At 36.9% G+C, this 23,831-nt stretch carries 30 protein-coding genes; 26 read left to right on the plus strand and 4 right to left on the minus strand.

The genetic code is table 11. The features are described 5' to 3' along the window. The 22 genes from BP18_RS05530 (at window position 1) to BP18_RS12710 (ending at window position 17,402) form a co-directional block, all read left to right on the plus strand. Entirely contained in the window at window positions 1–1,488 is a 1,488-nt protein-coding gene (locus BP18_RS05530; protein WP_029277496.1) for a phage portal protein, read from the plus strand. Between the two features lie 4 nt (window positions 1,489–1,492). Further along, on the plus strand, window positions 1,493–2,578 hold the full coding sequence (locus BP18_RS05535; protein ID WP_029277494.1) for a phage minor capsid protein: 1,086 nt from the start codon (window positions 1,493–1,495) through the stop codon (window positions 2,576–2,578). Between the two features lie 395 nt (window positions 2,579–2,973). Beyond that, window positions 2,974–3,120: a hypothetical protein gene (locus tag BP18_RS12580; protein ID WP_155860417.1), complete on the plus strand. Its 147-nt coding sequence runs from the start codon at window positions 2,974–2,976 to the stop codon at window positions 3,118–3,120. 76 nt (window positions 3,121–3,196) lie between these two features. Beyond that, complete coding sequence (locus BP18_RS05540) at window positions 3,197–3,745, plus strand: hypothetical protein (protein WP_029277493.1); 549 nt, start codon at window positions 3,197–3,199, stop codon at window positions 3,743–3,745. A 14-nt stretch (window positions 3,746–3,759) separates the two neighbouring features. Then, complete coding sequence (locus BP18_RS05545) at window positions 3,760–4,644, plus strand: hypothetical protein (RefSeq protein WP_029277492.1); 885 nt, start codon at window positions 3,760–3,762, stop codon at window positions 4,642–4,644. Between the two features lie 13 nt (window positions 4,645–4,657). Continuing rightward, complete coding sequence (locus BP18_RS05550) at window positions 4,658–4,882, plus strand: hypothetical protein (protein WP_029277490.1); 225 nt, start codon at window positions 4,658–4,660, stop codon at window positions 4,880–4,882. A 9-nt stretch (window positions 4,883–4,891) separates the two neighbouring features. Continuing rightward, on the plus strand, window positions 4,892–5,275 hold the full coding sequence (locus tag BP18_RS05555) for a head-tail connector protein (protein ID WP_029277489.1): 384 nt from the start codon (window positions 4,892–4,894) through the stop codon (window positions 5,273–5,275). Beyond that, a complete protein-coding gene (locus BP18_RS05560; protein WP_029277488.1) occupies window positions 5,268–5,594 on the plus strand; it encodes a putative minor capsid protein in 327 nt (108 codons plus the stop codon). The genes BP18_RS05555 and BP18_RS05560 overlap by 8 nt, the downstream gene beginning before the upstream one ends. After that, window positions 5,594–5,935: a minor capsid protein gene (locus BP18_RS05565; protein ID WP_029277487.1), complete on the plus strand. Its 342-nt coding sequence runs from the start codon at window positions 5,594–5,596 to the stop codon at window positions 5,933–5,935. Before BP18_RS05560 ends, BP18_RS05565 begins: the two co-directional genes overlap by 1 nt. Then, window positions 5,935–6,321 (plus strand): minor capsid protein, encoded by a 387-nt coding sequence (locus BP18_RS05570; protein ID WP_029277486.1) that lies wholly within the window; start codon window positions 5,935–5,937, stop codon window positions 6,319–6,321. Before BP18_RS05565 ends, BP18_RS05570 begins: the two co-directional genes overlap by 1 nt. 2 nt (window positions 6,322–6,323) lie before the next feature. Continuing rightward, window positions 6,324–6,773 carry a phage tail tube protein gene (locus tag BP18_RS05575; RefSeq protein WP_029277485.1) on the plus strand — a complete coding sequence of 150 codons (450 nt, stop codon included), beginning with the start codon at window positions 6,324–6,326 and terminating at the stop codon, window positions 6,771–6,773. A 63-nt stretch (window positions 6,774–6,836) separates the two neighbouring features. Next, window positions 6,837–7,214, plus strand: a complete 378-nt coding sequence (locus BP18_RS05580) for a hypothetical protein (RefSeq protein WP_029277480.1) — start codon at window positions 6,837–6,839, stop codon at window positions 7,212–7,214. 10 nt (window positions 7,215–7,224) lie between these two features. Further along, window positions 7,225–7,815, plus strand: a complete 591-nt coding sequence (locus BP18_RS05585; RefSeq protein WP_029277479.1) for a Gp15 family bacteriophage protein — start codon at window positions 7,225–7,227, stop codon at window positions 7,813–7,815. Between the two features lie 2 nt (window positions 7,816–7,817). Next, window positions 7,818–10,745 carry a phage tail protein gene (locus tag BP18_RS12325; protein ID WP_051669235.1) on the plus strand — a complete coding sequence of 976 codons (2,928 nt, stop codon included), beginning with the start codon at window positions 7,818–7,820 and terminating at the stop codon, window positions 10,743–10,745. A 3-nt stretch (window positions 10,746–10,748) separates the two neighbouring features. Next, entirely contained in the window at window positions 10,749–11,441 is a 693-nt protein-coding gene (locus BP18_RS05595; RefSeq protein ID WP_029277477.1) for a hypothetical protein, read from the plus strand. Continuing rightward, entirely contained in the window at window positions 11,441–13,030 is a 1,590-nt protein-coding gene (locus tag BP18_RS05600) for a phage tail protein (RefSeq protein ID WP_029277476.1), read from the plus strand. The genes BP18_RS05595 and BP18_RS05600 overlap by 1 nt, the downstream gene beginning before the upstream one ends. A 13-nt stretch (window positions 13,031–13,043) precedes the next feature. Continuing rightward, window positions 13,044–14,840: a hypothetical protein gene (locus tag BP18_RS05605; protein WP_029277475.1), complete on the plus strand. Its 1,797-nt coding sequence runs from the start codon at window positions 13,044–13,046 to the stop codon at window positions 14,838–14,840. Between the two features lie 17 nt (window positions 14,841–14,857). Further along, on the plus strand, window positions 14,858–15,169 hold the full coding sequence (locus BP18_RS05610; RefSeq protein WP_029277474.1) for a hypothetical protein: 312 nt from the start codon (window positions 14,858–14,860) through the stop codon (window positions 15,167–15,169). Between the two features lie 65 nt (window positions 15,170–15,234). Further along, complete coding sequence (locus BP18_RS05615; RefSeq protein WP_029277473.1) at window positions 15,235–15,480, plus strand: hypothetical protein; 246 nt, start codon at window positions 15,235–15,237, stop codon at window positions 15,478–15,480. Window positions 15,481–15,640: 160 nt separating this feature from the next. Beyond that, on the plus strand, window positions 15,641–15,925 hold the full coding sequence (locus BP18_RS05620) for a hypothetical protein (RefSeq protein WP_035050395.1): 285 nt from the start codon (window positions 15,641–15,643) through the stop codon (window positions 15,923–15,925). Next, window positions 15,922–16,131, plus strand: a complete 210-nt coding sequence (locus tag BP18_RS05625; protein ID WP_029277469.1) for a phage holin — start codon at window positions 15,922–15,924, stop codon at window positions 16,129–16,131. Before BP18_RS05620 ends, BP18_RS05625 begins: the two co-directional genes overlap by 4 nt. Beyond that, window positions 16,131–17,402 (plus strand): peptidoglycan recognition protein family protein, encoded by a 1,272-nt coding sequence (locus tag BP18_RS12710; protein ID WP_051669234.1) that lies wholly within the window; start codon window positions 16,131–16,133, stop codon window positions 17,400–17,402. Before BP18_RS05625 ends, BP18_RS12710 begins: the two co-directional genes overlap by 1 nt. Before the next feature lie 43 nt (window positions 17,403–17,445). Here BP18_RS12710 and BP18_RS05635 read toward each other — a convergent pair whose 3' ends face one another. Continuing rightward, entirely contained in the window at window positions 17,446–18,144 is a 699-nt protein-coding gene (locus BP18_RS05635; RefSeq protein ID WP_029277467.1) for a hypothetical protein, read from the minus strand. Window positions 18,145–18,203: 59 nt separating this feature from the next. On the opposite strand from BP18_RS05635, the gene BP18_RS12585 reads away from it, so the two are divergent. After that, window positions 18,204–18,377: a hypothetical protein gene (locus tag BP18_RS12585; protein WP_155860416.1), complete on the plus strand. Its 174-nt coding sequence runs from the start codon at window positions 18,204–18,206 to the stop codon at window positions 18,375–18,377. 40 nt (window positions 18,378–18,417) lie between these two features. On the opposite strand, the gene BP18_RS05640 is transcribed toward BP18_RS12585, so the two are convergent. The 3 genes from BP18_RS05640 to BP18_RS05650 form a co-directional block, all read right to left on the minus strand. Next, window positions 18,418–18,729 (minus strand): hypothetical protein, encoded by a 312-nt coding sequence (locus BP18_RS05640; protein ID WP_029277466.1) that lies wholly within the window; start codon window positions 18,727–18,729, stop codon window positions 18,418–18,420. 87 nt (window positions 18,730–18,816) lie between these two features. Beyond that, complete coding sequence (locus BP18_RS05645) at window positions 18,817–19,077, minus strand: hypothetical protein (protein ID WP_029277462.1); 261 nt, start codon at window positions 19,075–19,077, stop codon at window positions 18,817–18,819. 460 nt (window positions 19,078–19,537) lie between these two features. Beyond that, window positions 19,538–20,377, minus strand: a complete 840-nt coding sequence (locus tag BP18_RS05650) for a metallophosphoesterase (protein WP_029277461.1) — start codon at window positions 20,375–20,377, stop codon at window positions 19,538–19,540. 150 nt (window positions 20,378–20,527) lie between these two features. Between BP18_RS05650 and BP18_RS05655 the strand changes: the two genes are divergently transcribed. The 3 genes from BP18_RS05655 to dnaG all read left to right on the plus strand — a co-directional run bounded on the left by BP18_RS05655 (window position 20,528) and on the right by dnaG (window position 23,831). Next, window positions 20,528–21,046: a transcription repressor NadR gene (locus BP18_RS05655; RefSeq protein WP_029277460.1), complete on the plus strand. Its 519-nt coding sequence runs from the start codon at window positions 20,528–20,530 to the stop codon at window positions 21,044–21,046. Between the two features lie 95 nt (window positions 21,047–21,141). After that, entirely contained in the window at window positions 21,142–21,708 is a 567-nt protein-coding gene (locus tag BP18_RS05660) for a hypothetical protein (RefSeq protein ID WP_029277455.1), read from the plus strand. A 269-nt stretch (window positions 21,709–21,977) separates the two neighbouring features. Continuing rightward, window positions 21,978–23,831, plus strand: a complete 1,854-nt coding sequence (gene dnaG / locus BP18_RS05665; protein ID WP_231549442.1) for a DNA primase — start codon at window positions 21,978–21,980, stop codon at window positions 23,829–23,831.

A 23,831-nucleotide genomic window follows, 5' to 3' on the forward strand; every position in this document is an offset into this window, starting at 1 on the left:
ATGTTCGATAAGACAATCGCAAAAGTAAAGGGGTGGTTAACTAGAATGGGGATTATCAAACAACTAAAGACGATTACGGAACATAAGGATATCAATGTGGATGATAAAGCATATGATCGTATCGCAAAGAATAAAGCTATCTATAGCGGGTATTTATCGGAGTGGCACGACATCGAATTTAGAACGTCTGCAGGAGAAAAGAAGAAACGCAACATGCTATCAATGGGAATGGGTAAAAAGGTTGCTGAGGAAATGGCAACGTTGATATTCAACGAGAAAGCAACGATTACAATTGCTAATGAAGCGGCACAGATGTTTGTTGACGAAACTTTGAGGAAAAATGGATTTCATAAGAACTTTTCACGCTACCTCGAATATGCTTATGCGACTGGTGGCATGGCCGTTAAAGTATTTGCTTATGATGGACAAGTCAAACTAGCTTATGCAGTAGCAGATGCTTTTTATCCACTGTCTAGCGATTCAGAGAGCATTGACGAAGCTTTATTCATCAGCGAAGAAACGAAAGGCGACAAACACTATACATTGCTTGAGTGGAATGAATGGGAAGGTAACCAATATATTGTTACGAATGAATTGTATCAATCAACTGTCAAAGGTGAGTTAGGTACAAAAGTGGGGTTAGGAGTTCTTTATCCAGACTTACAGGAAAAGACATACATTAACAACTTAAGACGTTCATTGTTCGTGTATTTCAAGCCAAACATTGCAAACAACAAAGATATGACAAGCCCTTTAGGGATTAGCTTATTCGAGAATTGCTACGATGATTTGTATTTATTGGATTATATGTATGACTTCTTCTTTCATGAGTTTAAGTTAGGTAAACGACGTATTGCAGTAGATAGAAGCATGGTCAAACCTTATCCAGATATGAACGGGAATATTGTAAATGTGTTAGATCCAGAAGAAACGGTATTCGATGCGTTTACTTTACAAGAAGGTAAAGGTGTTACTGATATGTCTGTAGATATCCGCTCAACTGACATTATCAATTCGATTAACTCCGTCTTAGACGTGTTAAGCATGAAGATAGGATTTAACCCGGGTTCGTTTAGATTCGACGGTACAGGTATTAAAACAGCAACAGAAGTAGTGTCTCAGAACTCTAAGACGTATCAAACAAAGAACAAGCACGAGGTTTTGATTGAAGAAGGATTGAAAGAATTAATTACGTCCATTATTGACGTAGCAAAACTATATAAATTATATGGTGGTCCAAGTGAATTTGAAATCGGCATTGATTTCGATGATTCAATTGCTCAAGACAGACAAGAAAACTTTAATTACTATTCAGCGATGGCGGGTGCTGGCTTCATTCCTAAATTGATTGCTATTCAAAAAACATCCGACGTTCCAGAAGAGACAGCAAAAAAATGGTTAGACATGATTAAAGAAGAGCAATCCAGAACGGTTAATGCTGATGTCTCAGATTTATTCGGAGTAGCAGCAACAAACGTTAGGGAGTGATTGAATGGCGATTCAAGGGAATATATTCGTAGAAAGAATGTATCAGCAAATTGAATTGGAAATGCTCCAGAATATTGGCAAAGTAATTGGAAATGGCGAAGGCGTAGACAAGGACGGAGTTACTCAGTGGCGAGTGGCTAAATTATCTCAGTTAGGCGTATTAAGAAACGATCAATTGAAAGTATTGGCTAAGTACAGCGACATGACGGTTCAAGAATTAATCAATTATATTAACGAGCTAGGTGTGACAGAAATCGAAGCATTCGAAGGACGCAATAAAGCGTTGGTAGATGCTGGTGTCGATTATGTTCCGCCTAGCAATAACGTTTATGATCGTTTACTAGCATTAGAAAAACAATCTAAGGACGTTACGAACATGGTTAATTCAAATATGCTGACATTCAGCGAACAGGCATACATTGACATCATAACTAAGGCTAGTACAGATGTTTTAACCGGTAACTCAACACTTTACCAGTCGTTGATTAAGGTTGCGGGAGAATGGGCAGAAAGCGGCATTCCAGCAATCATTGATAAAGCGGGTAAGGAGTGGAGTACAGAGGCTTATATCAGCATGGTGTTGCGTGCTACTCAAAAGAATGTGGTAAACGAAATGCAAGAAGGGCGCATGGATGATTACGACATTGATTTAGTCGAGTTCAGCAGTCATACAGGAAGCCGTCCTTCACATGTTGAGTTTCAAGGGAAAGTTTATTCTAGGAGTGGAAAGTCTAAGAAGTATCCAGCAAGAAGTGAAACAACTTATGGTATCGGTGCTGATGGAATGATTACTGGTATTGCGTGCGGTCACCAAGAATACGCGTATGTTGAAGGGATCTCAACGAAACGTTATAAATCTTACGATAAAAAAGAATCAGAAGAAAAGTATATCGAATCTCAAAGGCAACGACATTTAGAAAGGAATATCCGTAAAGCTAGGAAAGAACGTGAAATGCTTGACGCTATGGAAGTTAGCAAAGAAGATTTGCTGAAAGCTGACGAAAAAATCGAGAAGAGAAAACGAGAAATGACTAAATTTATCAAAGAGTCTGGCAGAACTAGGCGTAAGCAGAAAGAAAATATCGTTTGATTTGCGTACAGAAGCGACTAATAGATGAAAGAAGAAATGCGTATGCTTCATTTACACCAAGCGAGTTATCCAAGTTGTAAGAAAGGAAGTGGTCCATTTCTCTAAGCTAGTTAGTGACTAGCCTTTGTAAAATAAGAAAGGGTGAGTTAGTGGGTAATGTAATAGATTTAAAAGAAGTTAAACAAAAAGAAAGAGCGAGGGGTTTCAGTAAACGAATTAGTTAAAGAGTTAAATGAAACTAAACAGAATTACGATGAAATTATTATTTTGGGAATCACGTCGGATAAAGAAGTAGATATATCTTTTTCGACGGATGACACTTCTTCTGTTATAGGTCTTTTAGAGGTTACTAAATCAATATTAGTAGATGAAATAATAGGCTAGGAGGTTATTAAATGATTAAACATCACATGACAAAGTATCGTGAAAATGGATCGCTATTCATTGAATCATGGTTGCAAATTGATTTGTTCAGACGTTGCTATTGTTTTTCTAGAAAGAAATACTTAATCGATAAACGAGGAAACGCTATCGCTTGTTAATCTCCAAGCCCAACCATGCTCAAGGCTATAAACTGGCAAGAGACAGTCAAACAAGACTTAAAAAAGGAGAATGATTATGACTAAATTGTTTAAAATTCCTATGAGATTACAATTCTTTGCTGATGGTGATGAAACTACTCCACCAGCTGATGAATCGAAATCATTCACTCAAGAAGAAGTAGATCAAATAGTTGCAGATAGAGTTGATAGAGCAGAAAAGAAATCAGGCAAAGTAGCAACTGGATTGCAAGCTAAATTAGACGAAGCAACTGCTAAGTTGGATAACGCTGGCAAAAGTAAAGAAGAACAAGACAACGCTGATTTAGAAGCTTTAAAAGGCAACCTATCTGCAAAAGAAGAAGAATTAGCGAATACAAAAGCTGAACTTGAAGCTTTAAAACAAGGTGTACCAGCTGATAAGCTTGAAAAGGTAATTAAACTTGCTAAGTTATCAGACGAAGAAGATATCGAAACTGCTATTGCTGGAGTTTTAGAAGAATTTCCGATGTTTAAGGAGAGTAAAGAAGACGAAAAAGGTCCTTACTTTTCCAAAAAAGGGAATAAAAATAAAGACGATAAAGAAACCAACGCTTTTGAGTTGGTGGCAAAAAAATACAAAAAATAAGGGGATAAAAAAACATGGCGATTAAATTATACACATTAGAATACATGAGTCTTTTCCAGAATATCTTTGCTAAACGAGCACGTTTCTTGCGTTCATTTGGTGGAACTATTCAAGTAACTGATGGGGTTAAAGATACTGACAATTTCTTGCATTTGAAAACAACTGATTCAGAAGTGGTTATCCAAACGTATAACACAGGAGCTAACGTTGGATTTGGAACAGGAACTGGAAATACAAGCCGTTTTGGTCCTCGTAAAGAAATCAAAGCAGTTGATACTACAGTTCCTTATGATGGCGCATTATCAATCCATGAAGGTGTTGATAACGTAACAGTTAACGACATCCCAGACCAAGTTGTTGCTGAACGTTTAGAAGCGCAAGCTTTAGCGTGGACTGAGCATGTAAACAAATTCCTTTTCACTTTGTTATCTACTTCTGCAAGCGAAACATTAGCAGGCGTGTTGTCAGAAGATGGCGTTACAGCTTTATTTGCGGCAGCTCACAAAAAAATGGTCAATAACAACGTTTCTAGTGCTATTCCTTGGGTTGCTTATGTTAATCCAGATGTGTTCAACTTCCTAGTTGATAGCCGTTTAGCTACTACTGGTAAAAATTCTTCAGCTAATATTGATTCTCAAACGTTGTACGCATTCAAAGGTTTCATTTTGGAAGAAACTCCAGATGCTTACTTTGTAACTGGTGAACAAGCTGTTTTCGCAGCAGATAACGTAGGAGTTGTAGGAACTGGCTTCTCAATGGTTCGTACAATCGATTCAGAAGACTTTTACGGTGTTGCTATTCAAGGAGCCGCTAAATACGGTAAGTACATTCCGGATAACAACAAAAAAGCTATCTTAAAAGCTAAGTTAACAGAAGCGGAAGTAATTCCAGCAGGTTAGGAGGAAATTGATAATGGCTAAACAAGAAGCATTAATCAAATGGCGTGATCTACAAGACAAAGCAAAAACGTTCCCTCTAGGACGAGTTTACGAGGCGGGGGATTTATTCCCTGCAACTAAACGTAAAGTGCCTGATGATCGTATCGAAGAACTTAAACAAAAGGGTTTCATCGGTGACATTGAAGAAGAAAAAGAAGAACAAAAAGCAGCAGATGAAACGGAACAACCAAAAGAATAGAGGTGTCTTATGTACGTGGACGCAGATTATTATAAAAATGACTATGTCGGTGTCGCTATTAGCGATGCCGATTTTTTAACGAAACTAATTAAACGTGCTGAGCGTGATATTAACGTACTCACTCAGTATCGCATAACTGATTTCGATAAGTTGACCACATTCCAAAAAGAGCGCGTTAAAGAGGCTGTATGTGCTCAAGTTGAGTTCTTGTCTGAGAATGGTGAATTATCATCTACCGTTTCAGATAGTGGCGGTTCGGTAAGTATCGGATCGTATTCGGAAAGTAGCGGTTCAAGTGGTAGCAATAGCAATAAGTTGTTAATTGCAGATAGTGTAAAAGGTTATTTATGGCCCACTGGTTTGCTTTATGGAGGAGTTGGTGTAATTGGCTAATCCTATCAAAAGAAGATTGCTGATTCATTCAATTGAGTACAAGAAGAAACAAGAAGATGACGGTTGGGGTAATGAATATGCTGAGCCGTTAACTATTGAAAAAGTTAGAGTTGAACCAAAAACGAAACTCGTTCGTTCTGGTACAGGTGAAAGCGTAGAGAGCACGACAACTGTTTTTTGGGATGTTGTATTTAGCACACCGACAACATTCGTTAAAGGTTCTAAACTAACGTTTAACGGCAATGAAATGGAATTAAGACAAGTTGACGAGTTTTACGATGGCGAGAAACTTCACCATTTAGAATTGAGGTTGATTTAATGGGAATTAGTGTTAAGTCAAACTTTGCTGGAGCATTTAAGAAGGTTAAACGCAAAACTGAACGTACTCAATTTATATTGGATCAGCAGATTGTAAAAGATTCTAACTTTTACGCACCGTTTGCTGATGGTTTATTAATCGGTAGCTCATTAGTTGCGTCAGAGTTCGGTAAAGGTAAGTTGGTTTGGGATACGCCATACAGTCGTAAATTGTACTGGAATCCGCAGTTTAACTTTAGTACCGATAAAAACCCTAATGCAGGTGCTATGTGGTTTGAGAGAGCAAAAGCAGAGCATATAGGAGAATGGTTACAAATAGCGCAATCGGAGGTGAAAAAGTAGTGTTTGAATTTTATAAAGCTTTGAAAACTCATTTAGAATCGAACATGACTTTGTTCACAACGGTTGCTTTAAATGGTTTGACTACAAACGAAAGGAGTATCTCGATTGGTTCTATGCCGTCAACTTTAGGAACGAAATTCTATGACGATGAAAGACAACGAGTGATCCAAATTCAAGTATTGGTTAAAAGTCCAAACCCAGAGGAAGCGATGAACACTGCAGAAGCAATCGATACTTTTTTAGATGGTAATTCATTTAGCGTTACCGGATATAAAGTCGAAAGTTGTGAAAGTTATGTTCCGCCTTCTTTATTAGAAAAAACAACAGCAAGCGAATGGAAATACACAGCTGCTTATAAAGCGGAAATTATGAAGGAGAGTGAATAGGAATGGCAAGAACAAAAAACGCCCTACGAAAACATGAAATCGCACCAAGAATTGACGAAACAATTCCGGTAGAAGGATATGTTGAGTTAGCTAAATATATTAGTTCGATCACAGATGACACAGAAGAAGAAAAAGACGATGCTGTTTATTATGATGGTGATGGTACGCCAAGTAATGAAGTTATCTCGTTGGCGGAAGCATGGACAGTTGAAGGGACATACGACCCCGAAGATGCAGCTCAAAAAATGGTTGATCGCATGAAACGTAAATTAGGCGCTGACCGTAATATTTGGCATAGAATCACGTACACAAGCGGAGTAGTGGTGGAAGGTCCTGCGACTGTTAATGATATTATAACTGGCGGTGGAGATGCTGCAGATTACGATGCATTTAGTTGTGTATTAAATTATACACGTATCCCGACTGTTACAGCAGCTATCCCAGAAGTCTAAGAAGTGAAGGTTATCCGAAAAGGGTAGCCTTTTTTTATTTGAAAAATTAGGAGGAGTTTAATCATGGCAATCAAAATTCAATTAGGTAGTTCACTCGTAGATGTGGATTTAGGTGGAAAAATATTTGAAGCAGATATTTCAGATAAAAATGTTGAGAAATTTACAAAAGCGATTGCAACATTGGAAAACTCGTTTGATAAATACGAACAATCAGAAACAGAACAAGAAGTTTACGACTTGTTGACAGAAGATTTCAGAGGTGTTTTAGCTATCTTATTTGCAGAAAACCCTTGTGATTACATCTTAGAAAAAGTTGGTCGTGCAGTCGGTTTGCTAGATGTTGTTATTGACATCAGAGAAGGTATTACAAACGAATTAGGAAATTCTACAAAACAGAAAATTGCCAAGTATTCTGCTAAACCTAAAAAGAAAAAAAGATAGAGGTGGCTAAATGCTGTCACTTGCATATCAAACAGAAAACGAAATCGAGATAAACGATAAAAAGTATGTAGTTGATATGTCGTATGATAATATCATTCGATTATTTGATTTGCTGGAAGATACGACTATTGATGATTTGAACAAGATATTTATCGGCATGAAGATGTTGCTTGATTGCAACGTACTAGAAAAAGATAAAACTTGTGACATGGAAATGCTTGTTGCAGCTTTCTTGACCATCAAAACAGAGTTCATCATCGATAAAGGAAACGGAGAATCGCTTTTAGATTTGCAAGGTAATCCAATGCCACAACCGAAAAGCAAAGAGTTGTATTCTTTAAACCACGATGCAGACTACATATATGCGTCGTTTGTTCAAGCGTACGGAATTGATCTAATCGAAGTGCAAGGCGAGTTAGATTGGCGAAAGTTTAATGCGTTGCTGCAAGGGTTGCCGTCTGATACACGTTTTAAAGAAGTGGTAGATATTAGACAACGTCCTTTTGCAACTGGTAAAGGTAGCCAAAAAGAAAACAAGAATTTAAGAGATTTAAAGAATATGTATGCATTGCCTGGCCACAACGTGGAAGAAGGTGAATAAATTTGGCAGATGGTAAAGTTCTAATAGAAGTAGATTTGAATGATGATGGTGTAAATAAAGCACTAAGTAGAGTAGAAGATAAGGCGATTAGTAGTAGCAATAAGATTGGCAATTCGGTCAATAAGTTATCTGAACAATCCGTCAACATGGCTAAAAATGCTGCATTAGGCATACTAGCTATTGCGGGTGCTTTTGGTGGATTCAGTATCAAAGCAGCTGGTGATTTACAAGCTACTAACGCACAATTTGACGCTGTTTTTAGTGGCATGGAAGAAAATGCTTCTAAAAGTGTTGATAAAATAGCGAAAGATACTGGTATGTTGCCAAGTCGATTGAAAGGCACATTTACTCAAATGGCCGCCTTTGCTAAAACGACTGGTTTAGAAACAGCAGATGCGCTTAAGTTGACTGAAAGAGCAACGATGGCAGCTGCAGATAGTTCGGCATTCTATGATAAATCAATTGAAGAAACAACAGAAACGTTACAATCATATTTAAAAGGTAACTATGAAAATGACGCTGCACTAGGTATTTCTTCTACAGAAACAACCAGAAATGCAGCAGCTAATAAACTTTATGGGAAATCTTTTAATGATCTTGAAGAATCACAGAAACAGTTAACTCTTTTGCAAATGGTTGAGGATGGAAACAAATTGGCCGGAGCATTTGGACAAGCAGCTCGTGAAACTAATGGATTAGAAAACGTCTTAGGTAACATGAAACAAGTTGTCACAGATGTAGCAGCCGCTTTCGGAGCTCCTTTACTGGCTCCGTTTATTGCAGGCGCTAAAGGTGCTATAAGTGTTTTGAGCGGATTTGCTAAAGCTTTAACCGCTAATCCTGCTTTAGTCTATGCAATCGCTGGAGCAATCGTTACCTTAGCTAGTGCTTTCGGTGCGGTTTATTTAGCAGCAAATAAAATGAAAATACTAGCTTCAATCCAGTCTGGTTTTGCGTTATTAACGAACCCAGTCTTTTTAGTAGTTTTAGCAATAGGAGCATTGGTTACAGCGTTTGTTTACTTTTATAAGACGAGTGAGAAATTTAGGAATATTATTCAGAAAATTGTTAGTCCGTTAAAAGCACTATCTCCATATATTGATAAAGCAAAAGATAAAATTAAAGAGTTGTTTGACAATTCCGTATTTAAAAATGCTAGTTCAATTGGCGATGCTATTACTAAATTGGTGGATAAATTCGTTGCATTTGTTAAACCAATCGCACAAGCAGCTAAATCAATGAATTTAGTAGAAATAGCCTTCACTATCCTAAAAGCAGCTGCATTAACCTTATTAGGCCCAATCGGCTTAGTTATCAAGATAGTTGAATTGGTAGCTAAAGCATTAGGTGGTGGAGATGTACAAAATGGTATTCAAAAAATGTTGGACGGATTTAGCGACTTAGCTAGTGGAGTGAAAGAAGCTGGCGGACAAGTCGGGGCAAGTGTTGGTGACATGTTAGCGGGTATTTTAACCGCAATTGGCGCTGCACTGCCGGGAATTATATCTGGTGCTTTATCAATCATTGCTGGATTTATTTCTGGTTTAGCTCAAGGGTTGCCACAAGTCGCTTTAGCAGCAACTCATTTAATTTTAGCATTTACAGCAAGCATGTTGTTATTGATCCCAACTATTGCAGCCTCAGCTACTTTATTGATTGTTGCATTGCTTGGAAGTTTAGCGGCCGGTTTGCCACAAATCATTTTAGCAGGTATTAATCTAATCGTGTCGCTAGTTGCCGGTTTAACTGCTGGCATACCTCAATTTGTAATAGCAATTACTAATTTAATTGTTGTATTTTTAGCGAGCGTTACTGCTAACTTACCAAGAATTTTATTAGCAGGTACAAATTTATTAATCGCTTTCCTTCAAGGATTGATTGATAATTTGCCAAAAATTGTTGAGACAGTCGGCACTTTAATCACGACATTCCTAGATGCGATTACTGAAAAACTACCGTCAATTATAACGAGTGGAACTAATTTGTTAGTTGCTTGGTTGCAAGGAATTGCGAATAATTTACCAGATGTTATCACGGCTGCCGTAGATGTAATTGTTGCTTTCTTGAGTGGAATTGCTAACAATTTACCTAGAATTATTACTGCAGCAGTGAGCGTAATCGTTGCTTTCCTAAACGGGATTGCGAATAATCTACCTCGTATTATTGCTTCTGCAGTCAATTTGATTGTGGCTTTTTTACGCGGGATTGCTAGTCAAATAGGCAGAATCGTAAGCGCAGCAATGGATTTAGTCGATGCAATGGTTCGAGGGATTTTACAAGCACAAGGTCGTTTAACTAGTGCAATCATTACTTTAATGAACGGCTTGGCTAGAAACATTGAACAAAGCGCACCTCAAATGAAATCAGCAGCAGGTAGATTATTGAGAGCTATTATAGAAGCGTTTCCTGGAGGTGGACTAGTTACAGCTGGTTATGACTTAATGTCTGGTTTAGCTAGAGGTATTGGCAATGCGGTAGGTAACGTTATATCAAAAGCAAAAGAAGTTGCTGGAAATATCATTGGTGCTGTTAAAGGTGCTTTCGATATAAATTCACCTTCAAAAGTTTTTGAAAAAGAAATAGGGGTTTATCTACCACAAGGTATCGCTGTTGGTATGGAAAAAGATACGAGCAAAGCAGTTAAAGCGGCCAGATTAATGGCCAGTAAAGTAGTTAACTCAATACCTAGTGCCGAAATGGCAATGGGAATCAATGCCAAAATGAGCACAAGTATATCAAGTGTTTCTGGTAGTGCTGGAAGTTCTAACGCTTCTTCGGATACAAGTTACAGCGAAATGGTTAAATTGTTGAAACAACTCGTTAATAAAGACGGAAACGTCTACTTTAACGATGCGTTAATTGGAACGATTGGACCTGGTGTAGATACATTTTTAGGGACAGAAACAACAAACAGTGGAAGGTGGGGATAGATAATGGGGTTTAAAACAAAACAAAAAAGTCCAGAAGAATTTGGATTAAGACTAATTTCTCGTTATCTTCCACCACCAGAAGATGTGGATCTGCCAGAAGAGATTCCTGGTATGCATGGTTCGGTTGATTTTTCGATGATGTTCGGTGAAAGGATTGCTAAAAACAGGCCATTGACTTATGAATATCAATTATTCGAACCAGAACCAATCAAGCGTAATTTTGTTAAACGTCAAGTTGAAAACTGGTTATTAAGAGGTACTCACGAACCGTTATGGGACGATTCAGAGCCGTTGTATTATTACATGGCTAAAGTTATCAATGTGGATACAAGTGTTGATATCGCAACAGGTATGATGAAATACACGATTGAGTTTGACGCTTACCCTTATAAGATTAAAGAAACGCCAGAAGATGATCCTTATTGGGATACGAAAGATATTACGGATTACGTTCAAGATACCGCATTTACGATTAGTGGAAGCAAGGTAGTCGATTTAGTTAATGTCGGAATTATCGGAAGTGTTCCAACGATTACATCAAGTTCAGCAATGATAATCAGCAAAGGAAATAAAACCTTTCAAATATCAGCAGGAACAACTAATTCAGAACGTTTCAGACTTGAAATTGGGAACAATCCAATGACGATTACAGGTAACGGAACGATTTCATTTAGTTGGCATAAGGAGGTCAAGTAATGTATTGGTTGACCTTGCACGACGGACCAAATGATAAAGAAGGAACAGTTATCCATAACCCTTTTCCAAAAGGCGCTAAAACATCAGTAGCAAACGGTAAACTTAAAACGAAAGGCATTTCTACTATGACGTTCACTGTTAACCCGTTCAGTCCTATGTGGGGTAGAATTAAGCCTTATCAAACGTTGATTAAGGTAACAGACGACCAAACAGACGAATTAGCGTTTAACGGTCGCATATTCAATTTAAAACAGTCTATGTCAAATGGTTCGATGTTCTCAGAAACGTATGAATGCGAAGATGTATTGGCTTATCTATATGACACTACCCAAACTTACGGGCGTTTCCAAAACATATCCGTTTTTGATTTGTTTAAGACAATAATAGGCCGCCACAACGCGCAGGCTGAACCGCATAAACGTTTTAAAGTAGGTAATGTAACGGTAACAGATCCCAACGATTCGCTTTACCGCTATTTAGGTTATGAGAAAACGTATGACACGATTAAAGATAAGTTGCTTGATAGATTAGGTGGCTATCTAGTTGTGCGTTATGAAGAAAGCGGTATGTATCTAGATTATTTGGCAGAAGTTGGACAAGTTGCAGAACCAACGATTCAAATGCGCAAAAACATGAAAAGTTTAGAAAAGAATATAGATCCAAGCGGATTGGTAACAGTGTTGATTCCGAAAGGTGCAACGATTGACACAGATGATGAAGATACCAGCGCAAGCAAACCAAGAGTTGGGATTCAGTCAGTGAATAACGGCATTGAGTATATTCGTGATGAAGAGTTGATTGCTGAATTTGGTGAGGTAAAGAGTTCTGAACCTTATTACGATGATGTAAACGAACCTTCTATTTTGCTTACTAAAGCAAGAGATTTCATGGACAGTCAAAAGGCGATTAAAACAACATACAACGTTTCTTCGTTGGATTATTCGTTAATAAATGGCGGAATAGGTCAATTAAAGAAAGGAAATTGGCATTATATAGATAATCCAATTCTAGCAATTGACGAACCTATTCAAATTGCAGAAATAGGTATTGATTTCATTGATCCTCGCAACCCAGATTTAACACTAGGAGAAAAGCAACCAACGTTAACGCAGTACCAAAAAGAATCGAATAAACGTGCAGTAAATATTGATAACTTGCAAAAGATAGTGGATAACCAAGCAAATTCTATTTTTAGATTAACGGAGTCAAACATAGAAATTGTTGATAGATACAACGAAATCCAAACGTCATATAATAATTTAAACACGACTTTAGAAATAGACGATGAAACAGGTACGAGTTTAGCTTTGCAAAATTTAAAAAAAGCAATTGACGATTTAGGCGTTAATATAGAAGACTTACCGATTTATGTTCCAGTAACTCCAGTACCAGGAAGTCCTCCTGGAACCATGACACCAGAAGACAAAGTAAAGTTAGATAACCTAAAAGAATACATCGAGGCTACTCATTTACAGAGTGGTCTTTTTAGCGCATCTGATAAGACTAAACTAGATTTGGTTACTGTTATTAGTCCGGTTGATTTGAATGACATAGTAGCAAGATTGACAGCATTAGAACAACCAGAATAAAGGAGTGAGACATTTGGCAGAAACAACTGAACAATATCGTACAAGAATTAGTCAAATAAAAACAAGTATCGAAAATGAACCAAGGATCGTAAAAATGCGTGACGATATCGCAGAAGGTATTTCTAAAACAGGTAACCGTCAAGCAGATATCGAAGTACGACAAGACACATTAGAAGATGATTTTGTAGCCGTGCAGCAAGATGCTTCATCCGCTTCTCCATCGGGTGCTGAGGTAGCCGTTGCACGTGCAGGATATAACACGCTAAATGGAAGGTTGACGGCAAAAGAACAAGAGATTGTCGCTCAATTCACGAGAACCGGCACTTATTTTACTGATGTAGGCGGGGTAGGAGATGGTGTGACAGACAATACCGAGGCTCTTAAAGAGTTCGTTTCTTTAGGTGGAAATCTAGTAGTTCCTGAAGGCACGTACATGTTAAGAGCTGATTTCTATGAAATAGCAAGTAACACAAAACTATTTTTTATCAATAACGCTACGTTAAAATTGTTGCCTCATAATGCTTCAAACTATTCTATTCTACAGTGCAAAGGTGTAGATAACGTTCTTATTGTCAAACCACAAATTGACGGAAGCAAAGCGGACAATTTGGCGACGTCTGGCGAGTGGGGACACGGAATAGACATACTAAATTCAACTAAAGTTAAAGTCATCCATCCTATTGTCCGCAATACTTTCGGGGACGGTATTTATATAGGTCATGATTACTTCGGAACAAGTTTAAAAGAAACTGAAGATGTAGACATTATCAGACCCCTAATTGATGGCTCGCGCAGAAATGGCTTGTCGTTGTGTAGCGGTAGACGCATTAATGTGATATATCCAACTTTTAAAAATATTACTGACGTGAACCCTAAAGCGGGAATCGACATCGAACCAGAAGGAGAAGGCCCATTAAAACCAATTCTCGAACACGTTCTTATAGATAGTCCTGTTTTTGAAAACTGCACGGTAGGAATAGATCATAATTTGTTCAACTTGATGGACAGGGACCTTGGTGTTGACATCGTGATAAGAAATCCTACGTTTATAAACTGTTCGCATCCATTGATGTTTAGACCCTTGACAGGAAAGTTAGGCGGATCTATAAGCATATCCAAACCAATCATGAGAGGTACTCTTAAAGACGTTCTACATGTTGATAATTACTGCACAAGAGATACTCCACACGTGACGATTGATAGACCTGAGATTTATGGTTTCAATTTGTCCGGTTCACAAGATGAGTTTTATAACCATTGTTTTACTTTTTTGAAATTATCTACTACGACAGATCCGGTAGATATAGGCAATTTTTCGATAATCAACCCATACATCGAAGATAATAATAATGGAGCTTTTAAACTATTATTCGCGAGTGCAGGTGGAGTCAAAAAAATTGGGAATGTAAAAATCGTAAACCCAGAGATCAAGACAACGAATCTTTTACAGAACTTCGTTAGGGACAATCCTGATTTACAAATCATAGACGGGTTAGATTCAATGGTTTTGAAAGATCCTTACTTCACTCACGATATAGCTCAGACTTTAGCTACACAAGTCACCAATCCCGATGCGAGTGTTTGGAATACCTATACGTCCACAGATGCAAATATTCCTTACGGCCACAAAGTCAAATTTAGAGTGGTGAAAAACATGCGTATGACATTCAGACCAACAGGCGGAATAGTCGGATATTCAGGGGCGAATAAAGGTATTTACAGCGAGACTGTAGGAAGCATGATAGAGCTTATTTATCTCGGCAAGTGGTATGTTGAAAATAAAGCTGGTGAATGGTTAGTAGAAACTTAAAAAAAGGGGATTATATGATGAGTAATAGTAGAGAAATAGGTATTTCTATTAGCCGATATAAGAACGTGTTGGTCGAAGAAAAGGCAGTAAAAGAAGAATTAGTTAACGTAAATCATAACATGGCAGATAAACACATAACTATTCAATCGAGATTTTTAAACTCTGCAGGAGAATTTATCAAAGAGGACACCACTTTCGTATCGGGAGAGGAATATGCGTTGCTGATGAGCGATTCTGATATTTTTGGAGTTGGGAAATTGTCAGGCGTATTTAAAGACTCGGATTTGTGGTACATGATTGATAAAATAAGAGGAAAACAAACAAGTTAATTTATGAAAACGAAGATCTACTCAATCGAGTGGGTCTTTTTAATTTGAGAAAAGGATGGTGAGAAATGGTAAACAGGAAATTAAAACAAGATTTGCAGAAAGCTTCCTACAAACGCCCTAGTGACTTCTGGGGTGCTTTAATTGCTGTTGTTAGTATTTTGTACGGTGAATTTATATTTAGAGTGGACGGCTATTTAATTGCAAGCGCGGAGCCATATTTGAGCAAACTACCAGAGAATATCATAGGAATATTACTTCTTATTTTAGGGATGCTGAAACTAGCTGGATTAGGATTGCAAATAAACCGTTAAAAAAAATCAGTATTTGGCTTTTAAGTGGTATGTGGAGCGGATTATTCTTTGTTGCTCTTACGTACTCATTTGGCACAGGGTATCCACATCCGTCATATTTATTTGCTGGAATGATAGCAATAGGATGTTTAAGAGTATCGCTCAAGGGGGATTATAGTGCATGACGTGGCAAATGTTAATAGGTTTATTCGTTGGAACAGGAGGCGCGGGAGCTATTCTATCCGCTTACTTCACGCACAAAAGCAACAATCAAAATCACGAATTGAATTTGTTGGATCGTGCGCGTGTAGAAATTGAACGATTAGATACCAAAATAAAAGAATTAGAAAAAGAAGTAGACGAAAAAGACGAAGAAAATAGCACTCTGAAAGGTATCATTCAAGACTTAAGATTTCAGATGAATGAATTGAAATCAACCATAAAAAAAGGAGAGAACGCAGAATGATTTTAAATAGTAAATACTACGACATTTTAAAATGGATCGTAACAATCGTATTACCAGCTTCTATCGCATTAATTGGTACGGTAGGCGGTAGTTTCAATTGGGATTATACAGAAGTGACCATGACTATTGTTGGAGCTGTTACAACGTTTCTAGGTGCTACACTAGGGGTTTCAAACTCTAACTATAAGAAGGAGGAAAATAAATAGTGGGTACTGTAACCAGAATTAATCGTGATGATATTATTAATGGTAAAGCAGGTAAGCGTCAAGGAAAACCAAAAGGTGCTGTAATACACAACGATTACGGTGCTATGACACCAGAACAATACGTAGATTGGTTAGTTAGAAGAAAAAATGCAGGACAACTAGGATTAGGATTCGCTCAATACTATGTAAATAAAACAACCGTATTAAGAGCGGATAATACTGGAAACAAAGCTTGGCACACTGCTAACAACGAAGGAAACGCTTGGTATCTAGGATACGAAGTTGTACAAAGTTATTACGGTATTATTTCTGATAAAGAATTTATTAAAAACGAAGACATGACTTTGCGCCAAGTAGCAGAGGATTTTCATTACTACGGATTGAAACCGAATAGAGACACTATTAAATTACACAAACAATTTTCTTCAACTTCATGCCCGCATCGTTCTTGGGAATTACATGGGAAATCTACTAACGCAGTAAAAGATTATTTTATCAATAAAGTAGCTCGCTATATGTCTTTAGGTAAAACTGTTGAAAATATGCTGGCTAAAGAAGGAGTATCTGCCCCCGTCGCAACAGTTCCGAATACGGTTACACCTCAACCAGACGGTAAGACAGTTAAAGTTGGCAAGCAAGCAACTCACTGGGAAACAGGTAAAGTTATTCCTAAATTTGTAATCGGACAAGTATATGATGTATTAGCATCTAAGCCTGTCACAAAATCTAAGTCTAAAAAAGCCTACCTAATTGGTAAAGGAAAAGTTGCTACTGGATGGATATTAGAACAAGATGTTGACGGATTCAAAACCGCCGGTGGCGGAAACACAAATAAAGCTACTCCTGCAACTAAACCAGTAATTACAGGAACAACAACAGAGACTCAATCAATTGCTGGGGTTCAAATGTTCTTGAATCGTTGGTTCTACGGTGGTTTAACTGTTGATAATTTAGCTGGTTCTGCAACGTATAAAGCATTGATTAAAGCTTTACAAACGGAATTAAACAACCAATTTAACGCTGGACTTGTGGTAGATGGCTACTGGGGAGCTAAAACTAAGGCAGCATGTGTAACGGTTCGTAAAGGAGCCAGTGGTAACCTTAGTCGTTTAATCCAAGCTGCATTGATTTGCAAAGGTTACAACGTTGGTAAGTTTAACGGAGTATTTTCAGACGATTTATATAATGCAGTGATCCGATTCCAGAAAGCAAAAGGGTTATCAGCAGATGGAATTGTTGGTAAGGATACTTTTGAAGCGTTGTTTAAATAGACACAACAAAACCCTATCTCTTAAATGAGGTAGGGTCGTTTTTTTACAGCGTTTCTTCAATAGAATTAATAGTGTCCGAAACTCCTTTATATATTTGTTTAAGAGTCTCAATTACCGGTAGTTTTAATTCTTCAAAAGAAAGCTTGTTTTTTGCTGTGATATCTTGGTTGATTGAACCTGGAGGGAAGGTGTTTATTAAATCGTAGTCTTGATTACCTATTCTTATAGGAACTCCGACATTTGTCATAGTGATGTTTGTAAATTTAGCTCCCCCGAACTCAAGACTTTTGATATTGATACTTTTCTCTGATGTGTTAAAAGTAAGCTTAGCGTGCTTATTTTCATTAACTAGAAATGTTAATTGACTTAACCATTGTTCGTTGTCTTTAAATGGTTGTGACTTTTCAATTTCTTTAACTATATCGTGTCTTGTATCGTTCAATCCAATAAAATTTGCGTGTAAATTGTTGTGTAATTTATGTTTTTTATAACTTATTGGATAATTATGTTTTATGTTTTTTAGTTGTTTAAAAGTGTAGTTTTCTTTACAGTAGGTATCAAATAAATAATTCGAAATATAGTCGAGTGGTGATCGACAGTTTTCTAGGCAATTTTTTATTTTCGGCTTACAACGTTCCAATAGTTCTATATCATGTATTGAATTCTTTTCTAACTCTTCTATTTGTTGAATAATTTCTTCTGCTTCATTTAAACATAGTAAAGAATCTTTATACCAATTCATATTATCACCTCCTTTATGATATAATTATATTAATAATACATCATAAAGGAGGCTAATGTATGGCTAAGGAAAATATTTTAGAAGTAGTCGATGAAATATTACAAAAATACTATTGGTCAGAAATGGCATGTATTAGTGAATTTGCAATAAACAATGATGGAAGTTTAGAAGATGAATTAGAAGTAGAAGTAAATGAATATAGAAATAAAATAAATATTCTTATAAATAGTTAAAGCCTCTAACCATAAATAATGGTCAGGGGCTTTTTTTGCATTAAAACATAGTTTTCTTAAATGGCAGTCTCCTACCTTTATAGTCCCATAATTGACCTAAAAGAGTAGGCTGACTGTCAATTTTGTATTCTTGAATGATCAGTTGTTTACGTTCATTAATCGTGCAATCAACTGTTAAACCAGTGCCATTTTCAACCTCGTAAACAAATTTAAAAGCTTTCCGCCCAGCAATCAAACAGTTATGAATTTGTCCATTAACCTCTAAAGCAATGTAGCAAAATGGGTATCCATGTTTAGTGTTGATCACTTTTACATCCGAAACTACTTTCCCTGTCATCATTGCAGCATTCATGATCCTCATCCTCCTTCAATAGTTCATCTAATTCATCTTCAATAAGTAACAGTGAAGATTCACTCAATCCCCAAATATCATCCACAATCATTCCTCCATTTCGATAGTAATGATAAATGCATTAAATCCAAAAGGAACGCCATCCAATCGATATTTTCCAATTTCGCCCATATAAATCGTCTGTACCATAGCTGAATATTCGATATTGTATTCTTTGACTTCTTGATGAGAAATCTTATCAAGTATGTAATCAGATTGGTCTCTTTCTGGATATTCTTCAAAACTCATTTCTTTTTCGTTAAACATCATATAATTTTGGTCGAATTCTTGTACTATACATTTCTTCATAATAAATCACCTCGTGTTTATTATACGAACGCACGTTCGTTTTGTAAAGGGATAAATACCCTCGCTGGATGAGGGAGAGCGAGGGCTGGGTATCTATAATATATGCAAATTGAACTAAATAATTTTATTATGGTATAATTTATTTTAACAGAACTCCAAACACCTCTTAACAATGTGTCCCACGTGGAGACGTTATTTATCATCCTACTCGCTAAGGGTTAGAACTTACTAGTTACTATAGTAGGTTCTGTTCTATTAATAGGGCAGAAAAAGGGCATAATTGTGTTTATTCATGTGTATACATATTTATTTTGGAACTCGCTTTATCAAGCGTATCACTTCTTATTATCTCTGGTTTATTCCAGCTCTTATATAAAATTGTATGAGGCACAATTTAGTCAATAAAACAGATGAAAAAAGCCACTAGTAGGATTATTTTCCTTACACTAGTGGCTTTTTTCTAGTTTTTACGTTCAAGAGTGATAATTAATAGATGAGGTTTATTGTTAATCCGAAATGGGAACACGCTGTTCCCGATTCCTCGGCTTACCACTAGCTGCTTTGTAGGGTCTTTTTCACTAGTGTAAATACCTGTGGTATATTTAGGGAAAAATCCTTGGCCAGGAGAGTATAAAGGACCGATAAGTGGCAGTCTTATTTGTCCGCCGTGGGCATGGCCACTAAATGTGATATCCGGCTGGATCATTGGATTAGAAGTGAGATACTGCTCGAAGTATTCCGGGTGATGAGCGAGCAGCAATAATGGTGTATCGTCGCTTATGGAATCTGATAGAGGCACTTCATTGGGAAAGGATTCATCTCTAACACCCACTAGCGCGAGTTGAGCATCATTAACGGTTAAGGTAAGTTGACTATTGTTTAATAGCGTAACGCCACTATGACTTATTTCACTTTCCCATGCGACTAATTGTCCGCTGCTTGTTTCATGATTACCGGATACGGCATATGTTGGAGCAATACTCATTAAAGAGCGACCAAATTCTTCAAGAGGTACTTTACTTAAGTCTGCCGTACGATCGATTAAATCACCCGTCAAAAGAATAATGTCGGGTTCGGCTTGTTCAATTTCAGAAAGTAACGTGTCAATTGAAATACGATTTCTTTCAAAATGAGTATCCGACAAATGAACGATTTTTAAATGGTCTAACTTTGGTGGCAAGTCTTCCAAAGCAATAGTTTGATGATCAATGTCCAATGAACGATTTTCATAGTAGCCATAGAGGCAAAAGATGATAGTTAAGCTCATGAGTAAAAGAAAAATAAATGCCAATTTTTTCATTTGATCTCCTTGTTAAAACGTTTTTTATAGTATAGCACATTTTTGACAAATTTTTACGGATGATAAGTTTTATATAAACGCTTTAATTGAAGCAAATTAGGGTATAATTAAGAATAAAAGAGTGCATTAATTGAAAAGGACTGATTTTTGATGGAAGCAACTAAAAGAAGAGACAGTATTGTTTCGATTTTATCACAGGAGAATAGACCGGTAAGTGCCAGAAAGTTAGCAGAACGGCTAAGTGTGAGTCGTCAAATTATTGTAGGCGATGTGGCTTTATTAAGAGCGAGTGGTATTGATGTCATAGCTACTCCCAAAGGATATGTATTGGAATCTGCATCAATGACCAATAAATTTGTCGGTCAATTAGCCAGTGACCATAGTGCATCCGAAACAAAAGCTGAATTGTATGCAGTAGTGGACAATGGAGGAGAAGTAGTAGATGTTATCGTAGAACATCCTATATACGGAGAGTTAAAAGGGCGTTTAACGATTTCTTCGCGTTACGATGCGGATCGCTTTATGGATACGATAGAAAGTAAACAAGCCAACTTATTGTCAGAATTAACTGATGGCGTTCATTTGCATACTATTGCGTGTGCTGACAAAAAAACGTTTGATCGAATAAAAAAGGTGCTGGATACGCTAGGTCTGTTGTACAAAAACTAAAGGTGTCTTGACAACTTTCGGAAAACAGCTATAATTAAATTTGTTAGCATGTCATGACACGTGATAATGCACATTTGAGAGTAGGAGTTGTTGAGATGAAAACGAATAAGATTCATAAATTAACGATTGCAGCACTGTTAGTAGCGATAGGTATTTTAATTCCAATGGTTTCGCCAGTTAAATTAGTTTTAGAACCAGCATCCTTTACATTAGCGAGTCATGTAGCTATTTTTATTGCGATGTTTATCTCACCGATGATTGCCATAGCAGTGGCATTGGGAACAGCTGTCGGATTTATGCTGGGAGGTTTTCCAGTCATCATTGCACTAAGAGCCTTAACGCACGTTATTTTTGCAGGAATTGGATCGTATGTGTTGTTTAAAAAACCAGATATCCTTCAGTCTGCTGTTAAAACACAAATCTTTTCGTTTTTAATCGGTGTGCTACATGCATTTTGTGAAGTAGCCGTTGTATCTGTTTTTTATTTCGGTGGGGGAATGACAACTGCTTACTATGCGCAAGGTTTCTTACAGTCTGTTTTCTTACTAGTTGGAGCAGGGACAATTATTCATAGCATGATTGATTTCATGCTTGCACATGTTGTTTGGAAGACACTAATGAGTCGCAACTCATTTGCTACAACTATGGCAAAAATTAAATAACTAAATCAGAAACAATTAAGTTTGGAAATTCGATGAGAATTTTCAAGGTTAATTGTTTTTATAATTACCATTACACCGTTTATTTATTCCTGCTAAAAATTTGTTTTATTTCGCTAAATGTGCTAATATGAATCATGTATAGTTCTGTCTGAGAATAGATTTTGAGAGTAGAGTCGCACTTGTTTTTGAGTGCGGCTTTTAGAGACTTAATGTTCTTACTGATAGGGCCTAACGTTCTTTATTTTTATTAAGAGGTGAACAGCTTGGCAATGATGATTCCAGAAGAAACTGTCAATAAAATACGGCAAGAAACCAATATAGTGGATGTCGTCAGTCAGTATGTTCAATTAAAAAAGAAAGGCAAAAATCTCTTTGGCTTTTGTCCCTTTCATGAAGAACGGACTCCGTCATTTTCGGTAACAGAAGAAAAACAAATTTTCCACTGTTTCAGTTGTGGACGAGGCGGTAATGTTTTCACTTTTTTAATGGAAGTTGATGGGTTATCTTTTCCAGAAGCGGTCATTAAAACAGCAGATTTGAGTCAATTTCAACTAGATGAATCTTTGGTTCAAGACCATAATCATAAAAATCAACCAACTGACTCAACAAAAGAAAAACTTATTCGTGTCCACGAAGAAAGTGCTGAATTATTTCATCATATTCTATTGAACACAAAAATTGGAGAAGATGCTCTAGAGTATTTAACTCAAAGAGGATTGACTCGAGAAGTAATCGATACATTCAATATTGGGTTTGCTCCACGAGAGCGAACGATGTTGCAACAGTATTTAGTCGGGAAAAATCATGAGCAAGAGTTATTAAAAAAGACGGGTTTGTTTGTCGAAAAAGACAATGGGGATTTGCTAGACCGGTTTTACAATCGGATCATCTTTCCTATTCGCAATCAGCAGGGTAAAACCGTGGCGTTTTCAGGACGTATCTTTCAGCAAGATGCTGAAGACGGCGCTCCTAAATATTTAAATAGCCCTGAAACCCAGTTGTTTAATAAACGAACCATTCTTTTTAATTTTGATCTGGCTCGTCCTGCTATCAGACGAGAAAAAGAAGTCATACTATTTGAAGGATTTATGGATGTTATTGCAGCTTGGAAAGTGGGATTAACAAACGGAATCGCTTCAATGGGAACCAGTCTCACAAATGAACAAATTCATTTGATTGATCGGGTGACAGACCATGTACTGATTGCTTATGATGGAGATACTGCAGGAATTGAAGCAACTAAGAGAGCAAGCGATCTGTTAGCGGCAGAGACTAACTTTGATATCGATATTATTCGTTTCTCTGAAGGCATGGATCCAGATGAGTACATTAAAAAAAATGGTGCGGATGCTTTTAAAGAGTTAATCGCTCATGGGAGAGAAACACTCTTTGGTTTCAAAATGGCTTATTATCGTAAGTCACTTAATTTATCAAATGAGAGTGAGCGTTTAGGGTATATCGAAAAAATATTATCCGAATTGCTTACGGTCACGTCGGCTGTGGAACGTGAATTGTACTTTAAACAGTTAGCCAGTGAGTTTGAACTCTCCATTGACTCTTTAAAGGAACAATTCCAACAGAAATTTCATGAGTCGCGCAATCAACGAACGAAAGAAAAACAGCAATTGTATCAAAAGCAACCTGTTGAAAGAAATTATCCTCAAGTTCAAATGCAAAAAAGAAAACCGGATAATATTGAAAATGCAGAACGTTTATTGTTGAATCGTTTGTTTCATTTTGAAGAGGCTTGGATTATAATGAAGAATGGTGCTGATGATTTTCATTTTGTACATGATGAGTATCAAATGCTGTTTATTTTATATGAAAGTTTCCGAGAACATACGGATAATGAAGGTCCTATTGATGCCTTTATTGACTTCGTTAAAGAACCGGAACTGAAAAATTTGATTGTTGAAATTGAACTTTTGTCTATCAGCAACGAAGTCACCGCTAGAGAAATAGAAGATTATCTAGATATGATTTCAAGAAAGTCAATTCTTCAAATGAAATTGAAAGAAAAACAAGAAGCATTGACAGAGGCATCAAGGCGAGGCGATAAAGACCAACTTCGCGTATTAATGATTGAAGTAGTCAATTTATCTCGTTTATTAAAAAATAAGTAA

Source organism: Carnobacterium jeotgali MS3 (assembly GCF_000745125.1).
Taxonomy (GTDB): Bacteria; Bacillota; Bacilli; order Lactobacillales; family Carnobacteriaceae; genus Carnobacterium_B; species Carnobacterium_B jeotgali.